Annotated in this window: 23 protein-coding genes; 17 read left to right on the top strand and 6 right to left on the bottom strand. The window is 47.8% G+C overall.

All coding sequences use genetic code 11. From position 1 onward, the window contains the following. Window positions 1-71 precede the first annotated feature (71 nt). A complete protein-coding gene (gene kup, locus PT300_02570; GenBank protein MDF7679546.1) occupies window positions 72-1940 on the bottom strand; it encodes a low affinity potassium transporter Kup in 1869 nt (622 codons plus the stop codon). Between the two features lie 382 nt (window positions 1941-2322). Between kup and asnC the strand changes: the two genes are divergently transcribed. The 15 genes from asnC (at window position 2323) to PT300_02645 (ending at window position 18641) form a co-directional block, all read left to right on the top strand. Further along, window positions 2323-2781: a transcriptional regulator AsnC gene (gene asnC / locus PT300_02575; GenBank protein ID MDF7679547.1), complete on the top strand. Its 459-nt coding sequence runs from the start codon at window positions 2323-2325 to the stop codon at window positions 2779-2781. Between the two features lie 91 nt (window positions 2782-2872). Next, window positions 2873-3313 (top strand): FMN-binding protein MioC, encoded by a 441-nt coding sequence (gene mioC, locus PT300_02580; protein MDF7679548.1) that lies wholly within the window; start codon window positions 2873-2875, stop codon window positions 3311-3313. 377 nt (window positions 3314-3690) lie between these two features. Continuing rightward, window positions 3691-5580, top strand: a complete 1890-nt coding sequence (gene mnmG / locus PT300_02585; protein MDF7679549.1) for a tRNA uridine-5-carboxymethylaminomethyl(34) synthesis enzyme MnmG — start codon at window positions 3691-3693, stop codon at window positions 5578-5580. Window positions 5581-5620: 40 nt separating this feature from the next. Next, on the top strand, window positions 5621-6262 hold the full coding sequence (gene rsmG / locus PT300_02590) for a 16S rRNA (guanine(527)-N(7))-methyltransferase RsmG (protein ID MDF7679550.1): 642 nt from the start codon (window positions 5621-5623) through the stop codon (window positions 6260-6262). Between the two features lie 861 nt (window positions 6263-7123). Then, the gene (gene atpB / locus PT300_02595; GenBank protein ID MDF7679551.1) at window positions 7124-7936 is read left to right on the top strand and encodes a F0F1 ATP synthase subunit A; all 813 of its coding nucleotides are present in this window, start codon (window positions 7124-7126) and stop codon (window positions 7934-7936) included. A gap of 48 nt (window positions 7937-7984) precedes the next feature. Next, window positions 7985-8224, top strand: a complete 240-nt coding sequence (gene atpE, locus PT300_02600; protein ID MDF7679552.1) for a F0F1 ATP synthase subunit C — start codon at window positions 7985-7987, stop codon at window positions 8222-8224. Between the two features lie 53 nt (window positions 8225-8277). After that, a complete protein-coding gene (gene atpF / locus PT300_02605; protein ID MDF7679553.1) occupies window positions 8278-8748 on the top strand; it encodes a F0F1 ATP synthase subunit B in 471 nt (156 codons plus the stop codon). A gap of 14 nt (window positions 8749-8762) precedes the next feature. Then, window positions 8763-9296: a F0F1 ATP synthase subunit delta gene (atpH, locus tag PT300_02610; protein ID MDF7679554.1), complete on the top strand. Its 534-nt coding sequence runs from the start codon at window positions 8763-8765 to the stop codon at window positions 9294-9296. Between the two features lie 12 nt (window positions 9297-9308). Next, the gene (atpA, locus tag PT300_02615; GenBank protein ID MDF7679555.1) at window positions 9309-10850 is read left to right on the top strand and encodes a F0F1 ATP synthase subunit alpha; all 1542 of its coding nucleotides are present in this window, start codon (window positions 9309-9311) and stop codon (window positions 10848-10850) included. Between the two features lie 52 nt (window positions 10851-10902). Then, window positions 10903-11766, top strand: coding sequence for a F0F1 ATP synthase subunit gamma (gene atpG / locus PT300_02620; GenBank protein MDF7679556.1), 864 nt, complete (start codon window positions 10903-10905; stop codon window positions 11764-11766). A gap of 26 nt (window positions 11767-11792) precedes the next feature. Next, window positions 11793-13175, top strand: coding sequence for a F0F1 ATP synthase subunit beta (atpD, locus tag PT300_02625; GenBank protein ID MDF7679557.1), 1383 nt, complete (start codon window positions 11793-11795; stop codon window positions 13173-13175). A 20-nt stretch (window positions 13176-13195) separates the two neighbouring features. Beyond that, complete coding sequence (locus PT300_02630) at window positions 13196-13615, top strand: F0F1 ATP synthase subunit epsilon (GenBank protein MDF7679558.1); 420 nt, start codon at window positions 13196-13198, stop codon at window positions 13613-13615. A gap of 184 nt (window positions 13616-13799) precedes the next feature. Continuing rightward, entirely contained in the window at window positions 13800-15173 is a 1374-nt protein-coding gene (gene glmU / locus PT300_02635; GenBank protein ID MDF7679559.1) for a bifunctional UDP-N-acetylglucosamine diphosphorylase/glucosamine-1-phosphate N-acetyltransferase GlmU, read from the top strand. Window positions 15174-15324: 151 nt separating this feature from the next. After that, a complete protein-coding gene (gene glmS / locus PT300_02640; protein ID MDF7679560.1) occupies window positions 15325-17154 on the top strand; it encodes a glutamine--fructose-6-phosphate transaminase (isomerizing) in 1830 nt (609 codons plus the stop codon). A gap of 149 nt (window positions 17155-17303) precedes the next feature. Continuing rightward, window positions 17304-18641 (top strand): NCS2 family permease, encoded by a 1338-nt coding sequence (locus PT300_02645; protein MDF7679561.1) that lies wholly within the window; start codon window positions 17304-17306, stop codon window positions 18639-18641. A gap of 39 nt (window positions 18642-18680) precedes the next feature. Here PT300_02645 and mnmE read toward each other — a convergent pair whose 3' ends face one another. From mnmE to rpmH, 5 genes are all read right to left on the bottom strand, one after another. After that, window positions 18681-20045: a tRNA uridine-5-carboxymethylaminomethyl(34) synthesis GTPase MnmE gene (mnmE, locus tag PT300_02650; protein MDF7679562.1), complete on the bottom strand. Its 1365-nt coding sequence runs from the start codon at window positions 20043-20045 to the stop codon at window positions 18681-18683. Window positions 20046-20115: 70 nt separating this feature from the next. Continuing rightward, window positions 20116-21750, bottom strand: a complete 1635-nt coding sequence (gene yidC / locus PT300_02655; protein ID MDF7679563.1) for a membrane protein insertase YidC — start codon at window positions 21748-21750, stop codon at window positions 20116-20118. 2 nt (window positions 21751-21752) lie between these two features. After that, window positions 21753-22010: a membrane protein insertion efficiency factor YidD gene (yidD, locus tag PT300_02660; GenBank protein MDF7679564.1), complete on the bottom strand. Its 258-nt coding sequence runs from the start codon at window positions 22008-22010 to the stop codon at window positions 21753-21755. Continuing rightward, window positions 21974-22333 (bottom strand): ribonuclease P protein component, encoded by a 360-nt coding sequence (rnpA, locus tag PT300_02665; protein ID MDF7679565.1) that lies wholly within the window; start codon window positions 22331-22333, stop codon window positions 21974-21976. The genes yidD and rnpA overlap by 37 nt, the downstream gene beginning before the upstream one ends. 16 nt (window positions 22334-22349) lie before the next feature. Further along, window positions 22350-22490 carry a 50S ribosomal protein L34 gene (gene rpmH / locus PT300_02670; protein MDF7679566.1) on the bottom strand — a complete coding sequence of 47 codons (141 nt, stop codon included), beginning with the start codon at window positions 22488-22490 and terminating at the stop codon, window positions 22350-22352. Window positions 22491-23255: 765 nt separating this feature from the next. Between rpmH and dnaA the strand changes: the two genes are divergently transcribed. Both dnaA and dnaN read left to right on the top strand, forming a co-directional pair. Then, entirely contained in the window at window positions 23256-24659 is a 1404-nt protein-coding gene (gene dnaA / locus PT300_02675) for a chromosomal replication initiator protein DnaA (protein MDF7679567.1), read from the top strand. Between the two features lie 4 nt (window positions 24660-24663). Beyond that, window positions 24664-25764 carry a DNA polymerase III subunit beta gene (gene dnaN / locus PT300_02680; protein ID MDF7679568.1) on the top strand — a complete coding sequence of 367 codons (1101 nt, stop codon included), beginning with the start codon at window positions 24664-24666 and terminating at the stop codon, window positions 25762-25764. Window positions 25765-25775 lie beyond the last annotated feature (11 nt).

Below are 25775 nucleotides of genomic sequence, written 5' to 3' on the forward strand. Positions count from 1 at the left end.
GACAGCGCGGAGAAACCGCAGCGTACAGGGAGTACGTGAAGATTTCGGGCACGGGCCAGGCGCTAAATCTCTTATATCTCTACTTGTGTTCCTAACTCGACAATGCGATTCGGTGGGATCTCAAACTGATCAGCTGCCCGTAATGCATTGCGCTGTAACATGAGATACAGCTTACCGCGCCAGTGCAGATACCAGGGGCGTTTAGCAATAACCAGCGATTCGTGTGACATAAAGAACGACGTTTCCATCATCATACAACTTAAGCCTTCCAGCCCGCAGCGATGGAAGATTTCTTCTACATTCGGCGTTTCGCACCAGCCATAGCTGGCCACAACTCGCCAGAATGAGGGAGATATTTTATCGATTTGCACACGACGAACCTTATGCACATAAGGTACATCTTCAGTACGTAGTGTCAGCAGAATAACCCGTTCGTGTAGCACTTTGTTATGTTTGAGATTATGCAGTAAAGCAAAAGGGATAACGTTCAGGGCGCGAGACATATAGACCGCCGTGCCAGGCACACGAACGGGCGGCGATTTTTCGAGAGAAGCGATCATCGCCTCCAGTGATTTACCATGTTCATGGAGACGGCGTAACAGGCGAAAACGTTCACTTTTCCAGGTTGTCATCACGGTGAACATCACCAGACCCAGCATCAGCGGTAACCAGCCTCCGGAAAAAATCTTGTCGAGATTCGCGAAAAACAGTGGCAAATCAACACACATAAAAGCGATAAAGAGCACAGTCACCAGAATCTTATTCCAGTGCCAGTTTTTTCGCATAACGAAAGTAAAGAGAATGGTAGTCAAAACCATGGTTCCGGTAACGGCGATACCATAAGCCGCGGCCAGCCGGGAAGAGTGCTGAAAACTGATAATCACCACCACGACACAGCAATACAGCAACCAATTGATAAACGGAATGTAGATTTGCCCGGACTCCATTTCTGAGGTATGGATAATCCGCATAGGGGGAAGATAGCCCAGTCGAACCGCCTGGCGAGTGAGAGAAAAAATCCCGGAAATCACCGCCTGTGAAGCAATAACCGTTGCGAGGGCGGCGATAATCAGCATGGGAATAAGCGCCCATTCTGGCGCCAACAGGAAGAAAGGATTTTTGATCGCTTGTGGATTTTTTAGCAGCAGCGCCCCCTGACCGAAATAATTTAGTACCAGTGAGGGGAGCACCACGAAAAACCAGGCCAGCCGAATCGGCCGCTTACCAAAATGTCCCATATCAGCGTACAGCGCTTCGACCCCGGTAATCGCCAGTACCACCGCGCCTAAGGCGAAAAAAGAGGCCATTTTATATTCGAGGAAAAAGTGCCATAGCCAGTAGGGATTGAGTGCGTGCAATACGGTGGGATTAGCAATAATACTGCGAGCGCCCAGCACCGCCAGCAGCAAAAACCAAATCAGCATAATCGGAGCGAACATTCGGCCGACCATACTGGTGCCATGTTTCTGAATAGAAAACAGCAACGTCAGGACGATAATGGCAATCGGGACAACCCAGCTATCGAGTTCAGGGGCGATAATTTCCAGCCCCTCTATCGCCGACATAACGGATATAGCTGGTGTAATGACCACTTCACCGTAGAAGAAACTGCCGCCAATCAATCCCAGAATAACCAGCACCGATGTCACTTTTGCCGGGGTATTACGCCCTGCCAGTGACATCAGTGTCAATATTCCTCCTTCACCAGCGTTGTCAGCGCGCATCACAAAAGTGATATATTTGAGTGATACCGTAAAGATTAATAGCCAGAAAATCAGCGACAGGAAGCCAAAAACTGCATCCTGATCAACACCAAAACCAAACTGACCTGACAAACACTCTCGCAGTGTATAGAGTGGGCTGGTACCAATATCACCAAATACCACGCCGATAGCTGCAAGGGTAATAGCTGGCAGCGATTGTTTATTATCTGTGCTCATAGACTGGTTTTTTCATTGATGAAACAAATGGGTCGCCTGATCCTCTGGCTCACGAAAAGCGCACAGTATGCACGATTATTAGCTTAATCGTACTTCTCCTTATCATTCTGTTAACCTGGCGTAGAGAAAATAGCCAAGTCTATACCGTATGGCTGATATCAATATCACCGGGCAGGCGAATCATGATTGTTGCTTTATCGTGCTATTCTCCCGCATCGATATATTGTTAACTATTGCAACAGAAAAAAGCAGGCTGTAGCCAATCTGGCACCCTGCGTCTCTTTCAATTATATCAGGCAATTTGATATTGGTTTCTGCTGCCGGATATTGTGATACAAGTGACATCAACAACACTTATTCATCAACGAAATACGAAAAATATATGGAAAATTATCACATCGACAACCTGGACCGTAGCATCCTCGAAGCCCTGATGGTAAACGCCCGCACGGCTTATGCTGAGCTTGCCAAGCAATTCGATGTTAGCCCTGGAACGATCCATGTTCGCGTCGAGAAAATGAAACAGGCGGGTATTATCACGGGCACGCGCATTGATATCGATCCCAGACGGCTCGGTTATGATGTGTGTTGCTTTATTGGCATCATTTTGAAAAGTGCTAAAGATTACCCTTCGGCGCTGGCTAAGCTGGAAAGCCTGAATGAAGTCACGGAAGCTTACTATACAACCGGTCATTACAGCATTTTTATCAAAGTGATGTGCCGATCGATCGATGCGCTGCAACAAGTACTTATCAACAAGATCCAGACTATTGATGAAATTCAGTCTACCGAGACGCTCATTTCGCTGCAAAACCCGATAATGCGGACGATCACACCATAATCAGAAAAATGTTATTCCCGGTTTTCCACAGATAGATCCCTGTTGTTACACAGGGTACAATGGGTCTGTTTAGATGATTGGGAAGACCCGTATGGCAGATATTACGCTTATTAGTGGCAGTACTCTCGGTAATGCCGAGTACGTTGCAGAACATCTGGCTGAAAAACTGCAGCAGGCGGGCCACCGCAGTAAAGTCAGTCACGGACCACGGCTTGAGGATCTCCAGCCGGAAGGTATCTGGCTGATTGTTTCCTCAACCCATGGTGCGGGTGATGTGCCTGACAATCTGTTACCTTTCTATAAAGCACTCCAGCAACAATCCGTCGATCTTTCTGCAGTTCGTTTTGGCGCTATTGGTATCGGTAGTCGTGAATATGACACCTTTTGTGGTGCCATTGATAAGCTTGATCAGTCGTTAAAAGCTTGTGGTGCGCAGCAGATCGGATCCACGCTGAAAATTAATGTTCAGCAACATGATATCCCGGAAGATCCAGCAGAAATCTGGCTCGGATCATGGCAAAAATTGATCTAATTCATCTTTGGATCATTTATTTTTGTGGATAAATATAGTTAAAAACTCTGATTATCCGGTATTTATCCCATGTATAAGTTTAAAAATATTTTCATCTGTGCATAACTAAGCTAGTTGTCCCCATCTTATCCGGATCGGGATCACCGATCATTCACAGAAACAGATCCTGCTTAATTGATTGATCTTAAAATGAGGATCGCACTTATCCACAAGAAGTTTCGATCCTAATAAGAGATCACAATAAAACAGATCTTTAAATAAAAGATCTTCTTTTAATACTCAGGATCCCGGTACTTTCTTGAAAGACAAAAGTTGAGTAAAATCCCCGCCCCGGGATTCAACCTATTCTCAAAGCGCTTTACGCGAGGCATACCACGATGTTTTATCAGGATCCTTTTGACGTCATCATCATTGGCGGAGGCCATGCAGGTACTGAAGCCGCGATGGCTGCGGCTCGAATGGGCCAGCAAACCTTGCTACTGACACACAATATCGATACGCTGGGACAAATGAGTTGTAATCCAGCTATTGGCGGTATTGGGAAAGGACATCTGGTCAAAGAGGTGGATGCACTTGGCGGATTAATGGCGAAAGCGATCGATCAGGCCGGTATTCAGTTTAGAATACTAAACGCCAGTAAAGGCCCGGCGGTCAGAGCCACCCGTGCTCAGGCAGATCGTGTACTTTATCGCCAGGCAGTGCGAACCGCGCTGGAAAATCAACCCAATCTCATGATCTTTCAGCAAGCTGTTGAGGATCTACTGGTTGAAAACGATCAGGTTGTCGGTGTCGTGACACAAATGGGATTGAAATTCCGGGCTAAAGCGGTGGTGTTGACGACGGGAACCTTTCTGGATGGTCGGATCCATATTGGTCTTGAAAACTATCATGGCGGTCGTGCAGGTGATCCTCCCGCTATCGCATTGTCCCGCCGTTTACGTGAACTCCCCTTACGCGCCGGACGCCTGAAAACGGGTACACCGCCAAGAATTGATGCGCGTACCATTGATTTCGCGATGCTGGCACAACAACAGGGAGATGATCCGCTACCGGTCTTCTCGTTTATGGGGTCACGGGATCAACATCCACGTCAGATCCCCTGTTATATCACCTATACTAATGAAAAAACGCATGACGTTATCCGACGCAACCTTGATCGCAGCCCGATGTATGCTGGCGTCATTGAATGTATCGGCCCTCGTTATTGCCCATCGATTGAAGATAAAGTCATGCGTTTTGCTGACCGCAATCAGCACCAGATTTTCCTCGAACCGGAAGGACTGACATCAAATGAAATTTATCCTAATGGTATATCGACCAGTTTACCGTTTGATGTACAGATCCAGATTGTTCGTTCTATGCCGGGAATGGAAAATGCCCGGATCGTGCGTCCAGGCTATGCGATTGAGTACGACTTTTTCGATCCCCGGGATCTCAAGCCAACACTGGAGAGTAAATATATTCGGGGACTCTTCCTGGCAGGGCAAATAAATGGCACAACCGGTTATGAAGAAGCGGCGGCTCAGGGATTGCTGGCTGGTCTGAATGCTGGCTGTTTCAGTGCAGAAAAAGAGGGATGGGCACCTGCCCGCTCTGAAGCTTATCTCGGCGTTCTGGTCGATGATTTGTGTACGCTGGGCACCAAAGAACCTTACCGGATGTTTACTTCCCGCGCCGAATATCGATTGATGTTACGTGAAGATAACGCCGATTTGCGGCTGACTGAATGGGGGCGCAAGCTGGGACTGGTCGATGATCAACGCTGGGCGCGTTTTAATGAAAAACAGGAACATATTGCCTGTGAGCGTCAACGTTTGCGATCAACCTGGATATCGTCGTTGGCAAACAGCGCTGAAGAGATTAATTCCTGTTTAACCTCACCACTCTCTCGTGACGTTAATGGCGAGGAGTTGCTCCGTCGCCCGGAGATGACTTATCGCCAGCTCATGCAGTTATCACTTTTCTCTCCTGGACTGGAAGATGTTCAGGCTGCTGAGCAAGTGGAAATTCAGGTCAAATATGAAGGTTATATTGCTCGTCAGCGGGAAGAAATCGAAAAAATGCAGCGTAATGAAAATACGCTGCTGCCCGCGACGATCGATTATCATCAGGTCACCGGGCTATCTAATGAGGTCATTGCCAAACTCAATGATCATAAGCCTGCTTCGATCGGTCAGGCATCACGCATTTCAGGCATCACACCGGCGGCTATCTCTATTTTGCTGGTATGGCTGAAAAAGCAGGGACTGTTGCGTCGTAGTGCCTGATGACTATCGGGATTATTGTTTCTAACAGGTATTGAACAACGTGCTTAATAAACTCTCCTGTCTGCTGAATGAAGCCGGTATTTCACTTACCGATCATCAGAAAAATCAGCTGGTCGCTTATGTCGGCCTGCTTGATAAATGGAATAAAGCCTATAACCTGACGGCGGTTCGTGATCCGAATGAGATGCTGGTGCGTCATATCCTCGATAGCATCGTTGTCGCGCCGTATTTACAGGGAACCGATTTTATCGACGTCGGAACTGGACCGGGATTGCCTGGCATTCCATTGTCTATCGTGTGTCCTGAATTTCGTTTTACGCTACTGGATAGTCTTGGAAAGCGTATCCGTTTTCTTCGCCAGGTTCAGCATGAGTTAGCATTACCCAATATCACCCTCGTACAAAGCCGGGTAGAAGGATTTCATCCACCGTCACTGTTTGATGGTGTTATCAGCCGTGCGTTTGCGTCACTCAGTGATATGGTGGGCTGGTGTCACCACCTGTTGTCAGAAAAGGGTTGTTTCTATGCGTTAAAAGGGCTTGTTCAGGGAGATGAAATCGCTCATTTACCAGAGGGATATTCACTGAACGAAATTATCCGTCTACAGATCCCCCGGCTGGAAAGCGCACGCCACCTGATTATTATTCGGGAGAACAAGCCTGATTTTTATCAAAAGATGTGAAAAAAACAGTATCACTTAATGTTAATAATATATTGTTTTATGTGCGGTTTTATGAATAATAAAGAAACATTTTATTTTCTTTTTTAGTTTATTTTGTTAACAAATTTTATCATGATAGTGACGGATATGTGCGAACTCTATTCCCTTCAGCGCCTTGCCATAATCGTGATTATTTGTTCTTTTAAATGATAAGAATTTTGATAAATATCATTAAAATCATAATGATGTGATGCTATAAGATTCACTGGTTATCAGCTACGATGTGGCGTCTGGAGCACCGGTTATCCCGCTAATGGATCGTTTCCGCGTTTATCACCTTGATATCGCAGGATTGCAGTCAGATACAGAAGATAAAAATTAATTTTTTAACTTTTTTGCTACATAAAAGTTGGTTTAATGGTGTAATACCAGACAAATTTGCACTTTTTTGAGGCTTGACTCTTTGCCCCAAAGGTCGTTTTATACGATACGTGATTTACCTTGAAGTCAGTGTTACTTTTGAGTGCAAAGGTAGTGTGTAAGTTTCTGTTTATTCAGTGACTCGCCGTTAACAGCAAGCGATTGCTGTTTAACCTGAAAAAAGTGATATTCGGGCATTTCCGCCCAATATGCGGAGATTTGGCTGTTAAACTGTGTTTTATGATTTAGCGTAGTGTTATCAGGCGCCTATACATCGTGTTGTATTGCCTGATTTTTCGTCTGCGATAACGTTTTCACAGTGTTACTGGTTTTCGCTCTCTACGCGATGGTACGGGTGGTTTTAAGATAGTGTTTATGCCGCTAATCGTGTCGTGGGTTTTGGTGTCAGTCGTTGTGATTCTGGCACCATCTGTAATTAACAACAAAGGGTAAAAAGGCATCATGGCTGCAGAAAATATGAAGCCGCAGGATTACATCGGTCATCATCTGAATAACCTTCAACTTGACTTGCGTACATTCTCGCTGGTGGATCCTCACAACCCCCCGGCTACTTTCTGGACGCTTAACATTGATTCCATGTTCTTTTCCGTGGTACTCGGTCTGGTGTTCATTACTATTTTCCGTAAAGTGGCAAAGAATGCGACCAGTGGTGTGCCTGGCAAATTCCAGACCGCTGTCGAGATGATCATTGGTTTTGTTCATGGCAGCGTCAAAGATATGTATCATGGTAAGAGCAAACTGATTGCTCCCCTGGCACTCACCGTGTTTGTCTGGGTATTCCTGATGAATCTGATGGATTTACTGCCCATTGATTTGATTCCCGAGATAGCGAAACGCCTTGGTTTGCCCGCTATGCGCGTCGTTCCTTCTTCTGACGTTAACATTACGCTATCAATGGCTATTGGCGTATTCTTCCTGATTATTTTCTATAGCATCAAGATAAAAGGCGTGAGTGGTTTTGTTAAAGAGCTCACCTTGCAGCCATTCAATCACTGGGCTTTTATTCCGATTAACCTGATTCTTGAAGGGGTCAGTTTGCTCTCTAAACCGATCTCTCTGGGACTGCGGCTGTTCGGCAATATGTATGCCGGTGAGCTGATTTTTATCCTCATTGCTGCTTTGTTGCCGTGGTGGTCACAGTGGGTGCTGAATGTGCCGTGGGCCATTTTTCACATCCTGATTATTACGCTGCAGGCTTTCATCTTCATGGTGCTGACGATCGTTTATCTGTCGATGGCTTCTGAAGATCATTAATTTTTTACTATTGCATTACATTTTTATTGAAACAAACTGGAGACTGTCATGGAAAACCTGAATATGGATCTGCTGTACATGGCTGCTGCTGTGATGATGGGGCTGGCGGCTATCGGTGCTGCGATCGGTATCGGCATCCTCGGGGGAAAATATCTGGAAGGTGCTGCGCGCCAGCCTGATCTTATTCCACTTCTGCGTACTCAGTTCTTTATCGTTATGGGGCTGGTCGATGCTATCCCGATGATCGCTGTAGGTCTGGGAATGTATATCATGTTTGCTGTCGCATAGTCTGTTGTGCGAAAGATATTTAATTCATTGAGTAACTTAAGAGGTATTGTGCTGTGAACATGAACGCAACAATCCTCGGCCAAGCTATCGCGTTTTTTGTATTCGTCTGGTTCTGCATGAAATATGTATGGCCGCCGATAATGGCCGCCATTGAGAAACGTCAGAAAGAAATTGCTGACGGTTTATCTTCAGCGGAGCGAGCAAAAAAAGATTTAGATCTTGCACAGACCAACGCGACTGACCAGCTGAAAACAGCGAAAGAAGAAGCCCAGGTTATCATTGAGCAGGCTAATAAACGGCGTGCTCTTATACTGGATGAAGCGAAAGCTGAAGCAGAACAGGAACGCGCAAAAATTATTGCGCAAGCCCAGGTTGAAATTGACGCTGAACGTAAACGTGCTCATGAGGAGTTACGTAAGCAGGTTGCAATGCTGGCTATTGCAGGGGCTGAGAAGATTATCGAACGATCCGTAGATGAAGCTGCGAACAGCGACATCGTGGATAAACTTGTCGCTGAACTGTAAGGAGGGAGGGGCTGATGTCTGAATTTGTAACGGTAGCTCGCCCCTACGCCAAAGCAGCTTTTGACTTTGCCATCGAGCACAATCGTGTTGAACACTGGCAGAATATGCTGTTGTTTGCCGCTGAAGTGACTAAAAATGAACAGATGGCAGAGCTTTTAACCGGTGATTTGGCACCAGAAGCGCTTTCCGATTCGTTTATCGCAGTCTGTGGTGAACAACTGGACGAAAACGGTCAGAACCTGATTCGGGTTATGGCTGAAAATAGTCGTCTGCAAGTGTTACCGGATGTTCTTGAGTTGTTCATTCGTTTGCGCGCTGCCAGTGAGGCAACCGCCACGGTCGAGGTGATTTCTGCCTCGCCATTGAGTGAAGAACAGCGGACGAAGATCATCGGCGCTATGGAAAAACGTCTGTCACGTAAAGTGAAGCTGAATTGCAAAATTGATAAGTCTGTTATGGCAGGTATTATCATCCGCTCGGGTGATATGGTCATAGATGGCAGTGTACGTAGCCGTCTTGATCGTCTGGCAGACGTCTTGCAGTCTTAAGGGGACTGGAGCATGCAACTGAATTCCACCGAAATCAGCGAACTGATCAAGCAGCGCATTGCTCAGTTTAAGGTTGTGAGCGAGGCTCACAACGAAGGTACTATTGTTTCTGTCAGTGATGGTGTTATCCGTATTCACGGACTGGCCGATTGTATGCAGGGGGAGATGCTTTCTCTGCCTGGCGGTCGTTATGCCATCGCACTGAATCTTGAACGTGACTCTGTGGGTGCCGTGGTGATGGGGCCATATACTGACCTTGCCGAAGGCATGACAGTAAAATGCACCGGGCGTATTCTTGAAGTTCCGGTTGGCCGTGGCCTGCTGGGACGTGTTGTGAATACCCTGGGTGAACCCATCGATGGCAAAGGCGCTGTCGAGCATGATGGTTTTTCCGCTGTCGAAGCGATTGCCCCGGGTGTTATTGAACGTCAATCTGTAGAGCAGCCTGTTCAGACAGGCTACAAATCTGTCGATGCCATGATTCCTGTCGGCCGTGGTCAGCGTGAGCTTATCATTGGTGACCGTCAGACCGGTAAAACCGCGTTGGCAATTGATGCCATCATCAATCAGCGTGATTCTGGCATCAAGTGTGTCTATGTGGCCATTGGGCAGAAAGCATCTACCATCTCGAATGTTGTGCGTAAACTGGAAGAGCATGGTGCGCTAGAAAACACTATCGTTGTTGTGGCTACGGCTTCTGAATCGGCGGCCCTGCAGTATCTGGCACCTTATGCCGGTTGCGCAATGGGTGAATACTTCCGTGACCGTGGTGAAGACGCGCTGATTGTTTATGATGATCTGTCTAAGCAAGCGGTGGCTTACCGTCAGGTTTCTCTGTTGCTTCGTCGGCCACCAGGACGTGAAGCGTTTCCTGGTGATGTTTTCTATCTTCATTCTCGTTTGCTGGAACGTGCTTCTCGTGTTAATGCAGAATATGTTGAGAACTTTACGAAAGGTGAAGTGAAAGGTAAAACGGGCTCTCTGACCGCGCTGCCGATCATTGAAACGCAGGCGGGTGACGTTTCTGCATTTGTGCCGACCAACGTTATTTCTATTACCGATGGTCAGATATTCCTGGAAACCAATTTGTTTAACTCTGGTATTCGTCCGGCAGTTAACCCAGGGATCTCGGTATCCCGTGTTGGTGGTGCGGCTCAGTCTAAAATCATGAAGAAACTGTCGGGGGGTATTCGTACCGCGCTGGCGCAGTATCGTGAACTGGCTGCATTCTCGCAGTTTGCTTCTGATCTGGATGATGCGACCCGTAAACAGTTAAATCATGGTCAGAAAGTCACTGAGTTGCTGAAACAGAAACAGTATGCACCGATGTCTGTGGCACAGCAGAGTCTGGTTCTGTTTGCTGCGGAGCGCGGATATCTTGAGGATGTGGAGCTGGCAAAAATTGGCAGTTTTGAAGCTGCGTTGCTGGCTTATGCTGAACATGAGCATGCCCCATTGATGCAAGAGATTAACCAGACCGGTAGCTACAGTGATGAGCTTGAAGGCAAACTGAAAAGTGTCCTTGACGCTTTCAAAGCAACCCAGACCTGGTAAATTCAGGCGACTTGTCTTCAGCAGACAAGTCGCGGGGCATTGAGGAGAAGTCATGGCCGGCGCAAAAGAGATACGTAGTAAGATCGCAAGCGTCCAGAATACGCAAAAGATCACTAACGCAATGGAGATGGTCGCTGCTTCCAAAATGCGTAAATCGCAGGATCGCATGGCGGCCAGCCGTCCTTATGCAGAAACCATGCGCGCAGTGATTGGTCGCCTTGCAAATGGCAATCTGGAATATAAGCACCCCTATCTGGAAGAACGTGACGTTAAACGTGTAGGGTATCTGGTGGTATCGACTGACCGTGGGTTATGCGGTGGTTTGAACATTAATTTGTTCAAGAAACTACTGACAGATATGAAAGAATGGTCTGATAAGGGCGTTCAATGCGATATCGCAATGATTGGCTCTAAGGGGATTTCTTTTTTTAACTCCATCGGCAGTAACATTGTTGCTCAGGCCACCGGAATGGGGGATCACCCCATGTTATCCGAGCTGATCGGCGCGGTAAAAGTGATGTTGCAGGCCTATGATGAAGGCCGCCTCGACAAGCTTTATATTGTCAGCAACAAATTTATTAATACGATGTCTCAGGCTCCCACCATCACTCAGCTACTGCCATTACCGGCATCAGATGATGCTGAGCTGAAGCGTAAAACCTGGGATTATCTGTATGAACCCGACCCGAAATCACTGTTGGATACGCTCCTGCGTCGTTATATCGAGTCCCAGGTTTATCAAGGGGTAGTAGAAAACCTGGCCAGCGAGCAGGCCGCGCGGATGGTGGCGATGAAAGCAGCTACCGATAATGGTGGCAGCCTGATTAAAGAACTGCAGTTGGTCTACAACAAAGCTCGTCAGGCCAGCATTACTCAGGAACTCACTGAGATAGTCGGTGGTGCATCCGCGGTATAACCAGGTTAATTCGTAGAGGAATCAAGATGGCTACTGGAAAAATTGTCCAGGTAATCGGCGCCGTAGTTGACGTCGAATTCCCTCAGGATGCTGTACCGCGCGTGTACGATGCTCTTGAGGTAAAAAATGGTAATGAAAATCTGGTGCTGGAAGTTCAGCAGCAGCTAGGCGGTGGTATTGTACGTGCTATCGCTATGGGCTCTTCTGATGGTTTGCGTCGTGGTCTGGTCGTGACAGATCTCGAACATCCCATCGAAGTTCCGGTGGGTAAGGAAACACTGGGACGCATTGTCAATGTACTGGGCCAACCGGTAGATATGAAAGGCGATATCGGTGAGCAAGAACGCTGGGCTATCCATCGTGCGGCACCCTCTTATGAAGACCTTTCCAGTTCCAGAGAACTGCTGGAAACCGGTATCAAAGTTATCGATTTGATCTGCCCGTTTGCGAAAGGCGGTAAAGTAGGTCTGTTCGGTGGTGCGGGTGTGGGTAAAACAGTCAATATGATGGAACTTATCCGTAATATTGCTATCGAGCACTCAGGTTATTCCGTATTTGCCGGGGTGGGTGAACGTACCCGTGAAGGGAACGATTTCTACCACGAAATGACCGAATCTAACGTTATTGATAAAGTCTCCCTGGTCTATGGTCAGATGAATGAACCACCGGGTAACCGTCTGCGTGTTGCGCTAACCGGTCTGACAATGGCTGAAAAATTCCGTGACGAAGGACGCGATGTATTACTGTTCATTGATAATATCTATCGCTATACCCTTGCAGGAACCGAAGTCTCTGCACTGTTAGGTCGTATGCCTTCAGCGGTAGGTTATCAGCCAACACTGGCAGAAGAGATGGGTGTGTTGCAGGAACGTATCACTTCCACCAAAACAGGCTCTATCACTTCCGTTCAGGCGGTATATGTCCCTGCGGATGACTTGACTGACCCTTCACCAGCGACAACGTTTGCGCACCTTGATGCAACGGTGGTATTAAGTCGTCAGATTGCCTCTCTGGGGATTTATCCGGCGGTTGACCCACTGGATTCCACCAGCCGTCAGTTAGATCCACTGGTTGTTGGCCAGGATCACTACGATACGGCGCGTGGCGTACAGTCTCTGTTACAGCGTTATCAGGAGCTGAAAGATATTATCGCCATCCTCGGTATGGATGAACTGTCTGAAGATGATAAGCTGGTGGTCGCTCGTGCGCGTAAAATCCAGCGCTTCCTCTCTCAGCCATTCTTTGTGGCCGAAGTCTTTACCGGATCGCCGGGTAAATATGTTTCCCTGAAAGAGACGATCCGTGGATTTAAAGGTATTATGGCAGGCGAATACGATCACTTACCAGAACAGGCGTTCTACATGGTCGGTTCTATCGATGAAGCCGTGGAAAAAGCGAAAAAACTTTAACGCCTTAATCGGAGGGTGATATGGCAATAACTTACCACCTGGATGTCGTCAGTGCAGAGCAACAGCTTTTCTCTGGTCTGGTCGAGAAAATCCAGGTTACGGGTAGCGAAGGGGATTTGGGGATCTACCCCGGTCACACTCCGTTACTCACCGCCATTAAGCCAGGTATGATTTACATCGTTAAGCAGTATGGTCATGAAGAGTTCATCTATCTGTCTGGGGGAATTCTTGAGGTGCAGCCTGACCGTGTGACCGTGCTTGCTGATACCGCTATCCGTGGTCAGGATCTTGATGAAGCGTTAGCTCTGGAGTCAAAGCGTAAAGCCGAAGAGAATATTCATAACTCTCATGGTGATGTTGATTACGCCCAGGCATCGACAAAACTGGCTAAAGCGATTGCTAAACTGCGGGTTATCGAGCTAACGAAAAAGGTGATGTAACACCGGCTTGAAAATAAAAAACCAGTCTGTCAATCAGGCTGGTTTTTTCTGTTTGATTTTTATTCATGGATAAAAATAGCAAAAACAAGATATTATTCGATAAATTAAGCGTCTATCCTGTCAGGCTGCGACGATGACGCCTGACAGGATAGAGGCTAAGTTATAAATCACCGTCAGGACACCTATGCTGAATAGTACAATGAGCGTGGTTATCCTTGCTGCAGGCAAGGGAACCCGTATGTATTCTGATCTCCCCAAAGTGCTGCACACCCTGTCTGGCAAATCAATGGTTCAGCATGTTATTAATACCAGTAAAAATCTTGGTGCTTCTGCGATCCATCTGGTCTATGGCTATGGCGGCGATTTACTTCATCAGGCACTGCATGAAGATAACCTCAACTGGGTATTACAACCAGAACAGCTTGGTACCGGACATGCTATCCAGCAGGCTGCTCCTTTCTTTCGCGATGATGAAGATATCCTGGTACTGTATGGCGATGTGCCGCTGATATCGGTTGAGACTTTGCAGCGTCTGCGAACAGCAAAACCGCAGGGCGGAATAAGCTTAATCTCTGTGGCGGTTGACCAACCTGACGGCTATGGTCGCATTCTGCGTCAGAATGGCAAAGTGACCGGGATTATTGAGCACAAAGATGCCAGTGATGAACAGCGACAGATTAAAGAAATTAATACCGGTATTTTGCTCACCGGTGGTGCAGATTTAAAGCGCTGGCTGGCAAGACTCACCAATAACAACGTTCAGGGCGAATATTACATCACTGATATTATCGCGATGGCGCATCAGGAAGGTCGGGAAATTGTGACTGTTCATCCCCAGCGCTTAAGCGAAGTTGAAGGGGTCAATAATCGTCTGCAGCTGGCACGTCTGGAGCGTATTTATCAGTCGGAACAAGCGGAAAAGCTATTACTGGCTGGCGTGATGTTACGCGATCCTTCACGTTTTGACTTGCGTGGCACACTGACACATGGCCGTGATGTTGAAATTGATACTAATGTTATCCTTGAAGGTCACATTGTGCTGGGTAATCGGGTAAAAATAGGCGCAGGTTGCATCATAAAAAACAGCATTATTGAAGATGATTGTGAGATCAGCCCCTATTCCGTGCTGGATGGTGCACATTTACAGGTAAATTGTACTATCGGTCCGTTTGCGCGATTACGTCCAGGAGCAGAACTGCTCAAAGGGGCACATGTCGGCAACTTTGTTGAAATGAAAAAAGCGCGGCTGGGACAAGGATCGAAAGCCGGGCATCTGACCTATCTCGGTGATGCCGAAATTGGTGATAACGTTAATATCGGCGCGGGTACGATCACCTGTAACTATGATGGTGCGAATAAGTTTAAAACGCTAATTGGCGATAATGTGTTTATCGGCTCTGATACCCAACTCGTGGCACCTGTTACGGTGGGTAACGGTGCTACTATAGCAGCCGGGACGACGGTCACACGTAATGTTGCTGATCATGAGCTGGTTTTAAGTCGTGTACCACAAGTCCATAAACAGGGCTGGCAACGTCCGGTGAAGAAAAAAAACTAAAAAGGCCAGCGGCAATAGTGATTAATCATATCGTTGCAAAAAACGGATGATACAGAATAATTTTATTATCAGTGATTTATGTTGTTGAAAATAGATAATCACGCTTCGGTATCGGCAATCCCGGGTAAAACCATGATCAGGAATTTTAACTATGTGTGGAATTGTAGGCGCAGTAGCACAACGCGATATTGCTGAAATCCTTCTTGAAGGCTTACGTCGTCTGGAATACCGGGGATACGACTCAGCCGGTCTGGCGATTGTTGATGACCAGGGGCAGATGTCCCGTATTCGTCGTGTAGGAAAAGTTCAGGTACTGGCTCAGGCGGCAGAAGCATATCCACTGCACGGTGGCACGGGGATTGCGCATACGCGCTGGGCGACACATGGTGAGCCTTCCGAAGATAACGCACACCCCCATCTTTCTGACCATATTCTGGTCGTTCATAACGGTATTATTGAAAACTACGAAGAATTACGTGATCTGTTGCAAGCGCGTGGCTATCTCTTTGTATCAGAAACAGATACTGAAGTGATTGCTCACCTGGTTCACTGGGAACTGAAACAAGGCGGAACGTTACGTGAAGCGGTGATGCGTGCGATCCCCCACTTACGTGGTGCTTATGGCGCGGTCATTATGGATACCCGCACGCCAGGAACGCTGCTGGCGGCGCGATCGGGGAGCCCGCTGGTCATTGGCCTGGGCGTGGGAGAGAACTTCATTGCTTCCGATCAGCTGGCCCTGCTACCGGTAACCCGCCGTTTTATCTTTCTCGAAGAGGGCGATATTGCAGAAGTGACCCGCCGTTCTGTGGTTATCTTTGATAAATCGGCAAACGAAGTTAAACGCCCGGATATCGAATCTAACCTGCAATATGATGCGGGTGATAAGGGTGCCTATCGTCACTACATGCAAAAAGAGATTTACGATCAGCCGGATGCGATAAAAAACACGCTGATTGGCCGCATCCGTCAGGGGGCGGTTGATCTGAGCGAACTCGGGGCTGATGCTGATACTATGTTATCGCAGGTTGAGCATATTCAGATTGTCGCCTGCGGCACCTCGTATAATGCGGGAATGGTATCCCGTTACTGGTTTGAGGCACTGGCGGGTATCCCCTGCGATGTCGAAATCGCCTCTGAGTTTCGCTACCGTAAATCTGCGCGACGTCACAACAGCCTGATGATCACCCTCTCCCAGTCTGGTGAGACAGCGGATACCCTGGCGGCCCTGCGTTTATCAAAACAACTGGGTTATCTTGGTTCATTGACTATCTGCAATGTTGCGGGGTCTTCTCTGGTACGGGAATCAGACCTGGCATTGATGACCCGTGCGGGTACAGAAATTGGTGTCGCATCGACTAAGGCTTTTACCACTCAGTTAACGGTATTATTACTCCTGGTCGCCAGGCTGGCCCATCTCCGGAGCCAGCCCGCTGAAGTTGAAAAGCGAATTATCCATGCCTTACAGGCACTGCCAAATCGTATTGAGCAGATGTTATATCAGGATAAACGCATCGCGGCGCTGGCTGAGCACTTTTCTGATAAGCACCATGCGCTGTTTCTCGGCCGTGGAGATCAATATCCGATAGCACACGAAGGGGCCCTTAAGCTAAAAGAGATCTCTTATATCCATGCGGAAGCCTATGCCGCAGGTGAGCTGAAACATGGCCCTCTGGCATTAATTGATGCTGACATGCCAGTGATCGTCATCGCGCCGAACAATGAATTGCTGGAAAAGCTCAAATCTAATATTGAAGAAGTGCGTGCCCGTGGAGGGCAATTGTATGTCTTTGCCGATGGTGACGCCGGTTTTAACGGTAATGACAATATGCACCTTATTGAAATGCCACATGTGGAAGAGGAGATTGCTCCCATCTTCTATACCATACCGCTGCAGCTGCTGGCCTATCATGTCGCGCTGATTAAAGGCACCGATGTTGATCAGCCGCGTAATCTGGCGAAATCGGTGACTGTCGAGTAGATTCAGTCCGTCATGCCTGCGGGCATGACGTCATTCTGAGGATTCATATCTTAAACAGAATCGCTAAAAATAGCGGTATTACTGCATCCAATGTTCTATTTTAGTATATGATAGCGGCGAATTTTCCCCATTGAGTTCGGAAATCGATAATGAGTCAACAACAAATCCCCCCGTCTTCTGATACGGGGCTGCTGGATCGCGTGTTCAAACTGCGCAAACATAGTACGACGGTGCGCACCGAAGTCATCGCAGGTTTCACGACTTTTCTGACGATGGTTTACATTATCTTTGTTAACCCACAGATTCTGGGGGTTGCAGGGATGGATACACACGTCGTATTTACAACCACCTGTCTGATTGCTGCTTTCGGCAGTATTCTGATGGGGCTGCTGGCTAATCTGCCGGTCGCGCTGGCACCGGCGATGGGTCTGAATGCTTTCTTTGCTTTTGTCGTCGTACAGGCGATGGGATTATCGTGGCAGACCGGTATGGGCGCTATTTTCTGGGGAGCGATAGGCCTGCTGCTATTGACCATTTTTCGTGTACGTTACTGGATGATTGCCAATATTCCACTCAGTCTGCGTGTCGGGATCACCAGTGGTATTGGGTTATTTATCGGCATGATGGGGCTCAAAAATGCCGGGGTGATTGTCGCGAATAAAGATACCCTGGTCAGTATTGGCAACCTGACCTCTCACAGTGTATTACTGGGGATTCTGGGGTTCTTTATCATCGTTATCCTTGCCGCGCGCAATATTCATGCTGCGGTGTTGATTGCGATGGTAGTAACGACCTTGCTGGGTTGGATGCTGGGTGATGTTCACTACAGCGGGATTATTTCTGCTCCACCGGATGTGACCTCGGTCATTGGCCATATTGATCTCGCCGGTTCATTTAATCTCGGGCTCTCAGGAATTATCTTCTCTTTTATGCTGGTGAATTTGTTTGATTCTTCCGGCACGCTGATTGCGGTAACGGATAAAGCGGGTCTAACTGACGAAAAGGGAAAATTCCCACACATGAAGCAAGCGTTGTATGTCGACAGTATTTCCTCGGTGGTGGGATCTTTTATCGGCACATCTTCGGTGACGGCTTATATTGAGTCGACATCCGGTGTTTCTGTGGGCGGTCGTACCGGTCTGACCGCGGTCGTGGTGGGAATTTTATTCCTGCTGGTTATCTTTTTATCACCGCTTGCCGGAATGGTGCCTGCTTATGCGGCTGCGGGTGCGCTAATCTATGTCGGTGTATTGATGACTTCCAGCCTGGTGCGCGTGAAATGGAACGATCTGACCGAAGCTGTTCCCGCATTTATTACCGCAGTGATGATGCCCTTTAGCTTCTCGATTACTGAAGGTATTGCGCTGGGGTTTATCTCATATTGTGTGATGAAAATCGGCACCGGGCGCCTGCGTGATCTCAGTCCATGTGTGATCATCGTGTCGCTGCTGTTTGTGCTAAAAATAGTCTTTGTCGATGCCCATTAAATAGTTAGTCACTACTCACTATCCTGTATCGGTAAAAGGTTATTTACCGATACAGAAGCTGGAGAATATCCGTCCCAGCAAGTCATCAGAGGTAAACTCACCGGTTATTTCGCTCAACGCTTGATGGGCGAGCCGCAGCTCTTCAGCCAGTAGTTCACCCGCGCAGGCATCAATCAGCTGAGATTTTCCCTGTTGCAGATGGCTGGCAGCCTCAGACAGTGCCTGTAAATGGCGGCGACGCGCGAGAAATCCCCCTTCTGTATTGCTCTCAAAGCCCATACTTTGCTGAAGATGATGGCGTAACAGATCAATACCTCCTCCGGTACGGGCTGACAAACGAATCAGTGAGTAACCGTTCACTTCACTAAGACCTGGCACTTCACCGGTGATATCGGCTTTATTGCGCACAACGGTAATCGGTAATTTTTCTGGCAGATGTTCGATAAAATCTGGCCAGATATCTGCAGGATCGCTGGCATCGGTAGTGGTGCCATCCACCATAAAGAGTACGCGGTCAGCTTGCTCTATTTCCTGCCAGGCACGTTCGACCCCAATTCGTTCGACTTCATCATGGGCATCGCGAAGACCGGCGGTATCAATAATATGAAGAGGCATGCCATCAATATGAATATGCTCGCGCAATACGTCACGAGTGGTGCCAGCAATATCGGTAACGATAGCGGCTTCCCGTCCCGCCAGTGCATTGAGCAGACTGGATTTTCCCGCGTTAGGACGACCAGCGATAACCACCTTCATCCCTTCTCGTAACAGACTCCCCTGACGCGCTTCGGCACGCACAGCATCAAGATCGGCGATCACAGCATTAAGCCGGGCTTCTGTTTTACCATCAGAAAGAAAATCGATTTCTTCATCGGGAAAATCGATCGCCGCTTCTACATAAATACGTAAGTCAGTGAGTGCTTCCACCAGCTGATGGATTCGCGCAGAAAAGGTTCCCTGGAGTGAATTAAGCGCTGAACGTGCTGCCTGTTCGGAACTGGCATCGATCAGATCGGCGATAGCTTCGGCCTGCGCCAGATCAAGTTTATCGTTAAGAAATGCCCGTTCCGAAAATTCACCAGGACGAGCGATACGCACACCGGGTAACATAAGAATACGTTTGAGCAGGAGATCGAGGATCACCGGGCCACCGTGCCCCTGAAGCTCTAAAACATCCTCACCGGTGAAAGAGTGTGGCGCGGGAAACCACAGTGCGATCCCCTGATCCAGTAATGTCCCGTCGGCATTTTTAAAAGGTAAATAACCGGCATAACGCGGTTTGGGCAGTTGACCGAGTACAGCGTGTGCAACATCGCGCGCTTTCTCACCGGAGACCCGCAGGATACCGACCCCGCCGCGTCCCGGCGGTGTGGCCTGGGCGACGATAGTGTCATTATGACTCATGGTATATCTCTATGTTTTATAATAAAAAAGCGGTCATTCGACCGCTTTTTGTTTTCGCCTGCTTAACGCATCAGGCTTTTTTCTTTTCACGGCTATGCAGTCCACGTTTTTCCAGACCGCGATAAATCAACTGTTGCTGAATAATGGTGACCAGGTTACTGACGATATAGTAAAGCACCAGACCCGACGGGAACCACAGGAAGAATACCGTGAAGATAACGGGCATGAAAGTCATCATCTTCTGCTGCATCGGATCAGTCACTGCCGAAGGTGACATTTTCTGAATCAGATACATCGTCATCCCCATCAGGATCGGCAGAATATAGTATGGATCTTGTGCTGAAAGATCATGGATCCACAAAATAAAGGGCGCGTGACGCAGCTCGACTGAGGCGCTCAGCATGTAATACAGTGCAAGGAAAATAGGCATCTGAATCAGCACCGGGAAGCAGCCACCCAGTGGATTGACATTTTCTGATTTATACAGCGCCATCAATTCCTGACTTTGCCGTTGCTTATCGTTACCCAGTCGCTCACGCATGGCCTGAACTTTTGGCTGTAATAGCCGCATTTTAGCCATTGATGTGTACTGCGCTTTGGTCAGCGGGTACATGATGCCACGAACGATAAAGGTGATGATGATAATGGAAAAGCCCCAGTTACCAAGAAAACCGTGGATCCATTTCAGCAATTTGAAGAGTGGCTGCGAGATAAACCATAACCAGCCATAATCTACGGTCAGGTCTAAGTGCGGTGCAACAGCCGCCATTTTATCCTGAATCGCCGGGCCAACCCATAAGACGCTTTCCAGTTTATCGGTTTGTCCTGGCTGTACGACCACTGGCTGAGATTTATAGCCAATCGTCACAATACCGTTACCCGGATTAGCGGTATAAAAATGGTTCATACCGTTACCGTGTGGTATCCATGCCGTAATAAAGTACTGCTGCAACATGGCAACCCAGCCATTTTTAGTCTCGGTGTTCAGGTTGTCGCCTTCAGCAATCGTATCGAATTTGTATTTTTCGTAATTTGAATGGGTCGTGGAATAGGCTGCACCACGATAAGTTTGCATCGAAGACAGGCCACCGGTTTGTGTATCGCGGTGTTCAGGCAGTTTTTCAGTCTGTTTTAACTGACCGAAAGTGGATATTTCCAGTGGTGTGGTTCCCTTGTTTTGTACGCGATAATCAACCTCTACGGCATAATCACCACGTTTCAGGGTAAAGATTTTGCTGAAAATATTGCCGGATTTATCCGTATAAGTTAACGGAATGACGATTTCGTTCTGACCATTTTCCAGAGAAAATGTATCTTTATCAGCATGATATAATGGTCGAGGGCCATTGGCAGGATTATCCGGCCCATCACGCCCTGTTAAACCACTTTGTGCCTGATAGATAAATTGTGGCGTGGTTTCCAGTAGTTCGAATGGTGCAGAAGATTTCAGTGTTTTCGGGTAAGACAGAAGTAACGCTTGATCAATATCACCACCATAAGTGTTGATCGTCAGCGCCAGTACATCTGTCTTAACTGTAATTTTTTTTCCCTGGCTACTGCCCTGGCTGGCGGCGCTACCCGCAGTGGTCATTGTCTGTGTGCTCTGCTGTTGAGCCTGAGGATTATTATCCTGCTGCCAGGCTTGCCAGATCATAAAAGACACGAACAACAAAGCGATAACAAGAAGATTGCGTTGCGAATCCATCGTTAGTGTTCTCTGGTATCAAAGGTTTCAGGCGGGACGGGATCGTCACCACCAGGGTGTAAAGGGTGGCATTTTAATACGCGTTTCACTGTCAACCAACCGCCTTTTATCATTCCAAACCTGATCAGTGCCTCAATACCATAGCTTGAACAGCTCGGTGTAAAGCGGCAATGAGGCCCGAGTAGTGGACTAATCAGGCGTTGATAGAGCCGGATAAGGCCTATCAGCAGCCGGGAGCCAGGCGACAATGGCGACGCCATAGTTTTTCCAGTGCTTCTGAGAGGGTACGATTATCAAGATCGGCAACCCCTCGTTTAGCCACTACTACAAAATCCATTGCAGGTAGTTCGTGTTGACGCAGCCGAAAACTTTCACGAGTCAAACGTTTAATGCGATTGCGTTCATGGGCTCGCTTAACATTTTTCCGGGCGACAGTCAGACCCATACGGGGATGCCCCAGCGAGTTCAGGCGGCCGAGGATAGTAATTTGCGGCGTGCCGGCCCGTTGCGGTTGCTGGAAAACAAAAGTGAAATGACCGGGAGTTAACAAACGTAACTCCCTGGGAAATGCGAACTTAACCACGCAGGGTTAACTTTTATTATCTGGAAACAGTCAGACGAGCACGGCCTTTAGCACGACGGCGTGCCAGAACCTGACGACCATTTTTAGTAGCCATACGAGAACGGAAGCCGTGAGAACGGTTGCGCTTCAGTACTGACGGTTGAAAAGTGCGTTTCATGGCGGTTTCTACCTAAACTTGAATAATTTCACTGACTTTTACGTATATCCGAATGGATTTCGTGTGATTTACGTTTCAGCGAGTGTTGATTGTTGATTAAAGAGGCCGGATTGTAATAATTGCACACTCCGGAGTCAAACTCTCTTTCCTTAATTTCTCACGCACGGGCGATAAAAAACACACTGTAACAGATGGCGTGAAACAGGCTTTATTTGCCGGGTTAAGAATTATACGATCTCACAGTTAAAGTGCAAGGATCAAAAGGATCTTTTGTAGGATCTCACGGCATGTTACAAGGTCAGCGAGATGATTTTGCGCGATAGATCATTAAATTTATCGATACTGAGGATTAAATTAGCTTCATAGGATATAAGATCGATTACACTTAGAGCCTGGCCCATCAGGCTATTTTACTGGCCATTTTGGCTCTGGGCAGTGCTCGAAATCCTCACGTACGACCTGTTCGCTGCGGTTTCCCCGTCCTGTCGGTGTCCAGACGGGCTGCGTCAATAACGATAGCAGGGCCTGGCGCTTAGCTTGACATCCTGTGGATAAATCAGGATGAATCTGTTGAAAAATACAAGATCTCTTTCTCTGTTTAGGCTATGATCGCCGACTCCGATCAGGATCATCACGATCCGTATCGGGTAAATAACGCAAATAGCGGTACGTACATCGCCCGCTACCGCGGATTTTATTGATGTGCCCCAATAATCACATAATTTTTTCTTTAAATATCGGTTTTATGTTCGAGTGGAGTTCGCCGTGTCACTTTCGCTTTGGCAGCAATGTCTTGCCCGATTGCAGGATGAGTTACCAGCCACAGAATTCAGTATGTGGATACGCCCGTTGCAGGCGGAATTAAGCGATAACACATTGGCACTGTATGCGCCAAACCGTTTCGTGCTTGATTGGGTAAGAGATAAGTATCTCAATAATATTAATGTATTGCTCAATGATTTTTGTGGTACTGATGCGCCACAATTGCGTTTTGAAGTGGGCTCACGCCCTGTGGTGCAGGAACAAAGAAACACAGTAAATCGTGCCACCTCCCCGATACCTGTGGCACAGAATCAGGCGCCACGTACTGTGCCGTCAAACGGGCGTGCTGGCTGGGATAATGTCCCGGCACCGGCAGAGCCAACCTATCGTTCTAATGTGAATCCTAAACACACTTTCGATAATTTTGTTGAAGGTAAATCTAACCAACTGGCTCGGGCGGCGGCGCGTCAGGTGGCAGATAACCCTGGTGGTGCCTATAATCCACTGTTTCTTTATGGCGGCACTGGCCTTGGTAAAACCCACCTGTTACATGCGGTAGGGAATGGCATTATGGCGCGTAAAGCGAACGCCAAAGTGATCTATATGCATTCTGAACGTTTTGTTCAGGATATGGTTAAAGCGTTACAAAATAATGTAATAGAAGAGTTCAAGCGCTATTATCGTTCGGTCGATGCCCTGCTGATTGATGATATTCAGTTTTTTGCTAATAAAGAGCGTTCTCAGGAAGAGTTTTTTCATACATTTAATGCGTTGCTGGAGGGGAACCAGCAGATTATTCTGACATCTGACCGCTACCCTAAAGAGATCAATGGGGTTGAGGATCGTCTGAAGTCCCGTTTTGGCTGGGGATTGACGGTCGCGATAGAACCGCCTGAGCTGGAAACCCGGGTGGCTATCCTGATGAAAAAAGCGGACGAAAACAACATCCGCCTGCCCGGTGAGGTCGCGTTTTTTATCGCTAAACGTCTGCGTTCCAATGTCCGTGAGCTGGAAGGCGCACTGAATCGCGTTATTGCAAATGCCAATTTTACCGGACGGGCGATCACCATTGATTTCGTCCGTGAAGCGTTACGCGATTTACTGGCTCTGCAGGAAAAGCTGGTTACGATTGATAATATTCAGAAAACAGTCGCAGAGTACTACAAAATTAAAATTGCTGATCTGTTATCTAAACGCCGTTCCCGTTCGGTGGCGCGGCCACGTCAGATGGCAATGGCGCTGGCGAAAGAACTCACTAACCACAGTCTGCCTGAAATTGGTGATGCCTTTGGTGGGCGTGATCATACCACGGTATTGCATGCCTGCCGTAAAATTGAGCAATTGCGCGAAGAAAGCCACGATATAAAAGAAGATTTTTCCAATTTAATTAGAACATTATCATCATAATGCTATGAATTTTACCGTAGAACGTGAACATTTATTAAAACCGCTGCAACAGGTGAGCAGCCCTTTGGGAGGACGTCCGACACTCCCGATTCTGGGCAATCTGCTTCTTCAGGTTGAAGATGGTGTGTTATCGCTGACCGGAACCGATCTGGAAATGGAGATGGTGGCTCGCGTTGCGCTGGCACAGCCACATCAATCGGGGGCGACGACCGTTCCGGCACGTAAATTCTTTGATATTTGCCGTGGGTTGCCGGAAGGGGCAGAGATCGCGGTGCAACTGGATGGCGATCGCCTGTTAGTGCGATCCGGGCGCAGTCGTTTTTCGCTGGTCACACTTCCTGCCGCTGACTTTCCTAATCTTGATGACTGGAAAAGCGAAGTCGAATTCACTCTACCGCAGGCGACGATGAAACGCTTGATCGAAGCCACTCAGTTTTCGATGGCTCATCAGGATGTTCGCTATTACTTAAACGGAATGTTGTTTGAAACCGAAGGTAAAGAATTACGTACTGTTGCCACTGATGGCCACCGTCTGGCGGTGTGCGCCATGCCACTGGATACCGCGTTGCCTGACCATTCGGTGATAGTGCCCCGTAAAGGGGTGATTGAGCTGATGCGGATGCTGGTCGGTGGTGACAAACCGCTATGTGTACAAATTGGTAGTAATAATATTCGCGCCCATGTCGGTGATTTTATTTTTACCTCGAAACTGGTCGATGGTCGCTTCCCTGATTATCGTCGTGTATTGCCAAAAAACCCGGATAAACATCTGGATGCAGGATGTGATATCCTGAAACAGGCGTTTTCCCGTGCGGCGATTCTATCGAATGAAAAATTCCGTGGTGTCCGTTTGTATGTGAGCGAAAACCAGTTAAAGATCACCGCGAATAATCCGGAACAGGAAGAAGCGGAAGAGATTCTTGATGTCACCTATTCCGGTAGCGAGATAGAAATTGGCTTTAACGTCAGTTATATGCTGGATGTACTCAATACGCTGAAGTGCGAAAATGTGCGTATTTTACTCACTGACTCGGTGTCGAGTGTACAGATTGAGGATGCGGCCAGCCCACATGCGGTTTATGTGGTTATGCCAATGAGATTGTAAGGTCGGTAGCC

The sequence above is a fragment of the Enterobacteriaceae bacterium ESL0689 genome (assembly GCA_029433525.1).
Taxonomy (GTDB): Bacteria; Pseudomonadota; Gammaproteobacteria; order Enterobacterales; family Enterobacteriaceae; genus JAQTIF01.

What these genes read in the sequence shown, in the direction of transcription:
- kup (MDF7679546.1), bottom strand. Translation starts at nt 1,940, where the DNA reads ATGAGCACAGATAATAAACAATCGCTGCCAGCTATTACCCTTGCAGCT.
- asnC (MDF7679547.1), top strand. Translation starts at nt 2,323, where the DNA reads ATGGAAAATTATCACATCGACAACCTGGACCGTAGCATCCTCGAAGCC.
- mioC (MDF7679548.1), top strand. Translation starts at nt 2,873, where the DNA reads ATGGCAGATATTACGCTTATTAGTGGCAGTACTCTCGGTAATGCCGAG.
- mnmG (MDF7679549.1), top strand. Translation starts at nt 3,691, where the DNA reads ATGTTTTATCAGGATCCTTTTGACGTCATCATCATTGGCGGAGGCCAT.
- atpB (MDF7679551.1), top strand. Translation starts at nt 7,124, where the DNA reads ATGGCTGCAGAAAATATGAAGCCGCAGGATTACATCGGTCATCATCTG.
- atpE (MDF7679552.1), top strand. Translation starts at nt 7,985, where the DNA reads ATGGAAAACCTGAATATGGATCTGCTGTACATGGCTGCTGCTGTGATG.
- atpH (MDF7679554.1), top strand. Translation starts at nt 8,763, where the DNA reads ATGTCTGAATTTGTAACGGTAGCTCGCCCCTACGCCAAAGCAGCTTTT.
- atpA (MDF7679555.1), top strand. Translation starts at nt 9,309, where the DNA reads ATGCAACTGAATTCCACCGAAATCAGCGAACTGATCAAGCAGCGCATT.
- atpG (MDF7679556.1), top strand. Translation starts at nt 10,903, where the DNA reads ATGGCCGGCGCAAAAGAGATACGTAGTAAGATCGCAAGCGTCCAGAAT.
- atpD (MDF7679557.1), top strand. Translation starts at nt 11,793, where the DNA reads ATGGCTACTGGAAAAATTGTCCAGGTAATCGGCGCCGTAGTTGACGTC.
- PT300_02630 (MDF7679558.1), top strand. Translation starts at nt 13,196, where the DNA reads ATGGCAATAACTTACCACCTGGATGTCGTCAGTGCAGAGCAACAGCTT.
- glmU (MDF7679559.1), top strand. Translation starts at nt 13,800, where the DNA reads ATGCTGAATAGTACAATGAGCGTGGTTATCCTTGCTGCAGGCAAGGGA.
- glmS (MDF7679560.1), top strand. Translation starts at nt 15,325, where the DNA reads ATGTGTGGAATTGTAGGCGCAGTAGCACAACGCGATATTGCTGAAATC.
- PT300_02645 (MDF7679561.1), top strand. Translation starts at nt 17,304, where the DNA reads ATGAGTCAACAACAAATCCCCCCGTCTTCTGATACGGGGCTGCTGGAT.
- mnmE (MDF7679562.1), bottom strand. Translation starts at nt 20,045, where the DNA reads ATGAGTCATAATGACACTATCGTCGCCCAGGCCACACCGCCGGGACGC.
- yidC (MDF7679563.1), bottom strand. Translation starts at nt 21,750, where the DNA reads ATGGATTCGCAACGCAATCTTCTTGTTATCGCTTTGTTGTTCGTGTCT.
- yidD (MDF7679564.1), bottom strand. Translation starts at nt 22,010, where the DNA reads ATGGCGTCGCCATTGTCGCCTGGCTCCCGGCTGCTGATAGGCCTTATC.
- rpmH (MDF7679566.1), bottom strand. Translation starts at nt 22,490, where the DNA reads ATGAAACGCACTTTTCAACCGTCAGTACTGAAGCGCAACCGTTCTCAC.
- dnaN (MDF7679568.1), top strand. Translation starts at nt 24,664, where the DNA reads ATGAATTTTACCGTAGAACGTGAACATTTATTAAAACCGCTGCAACAG.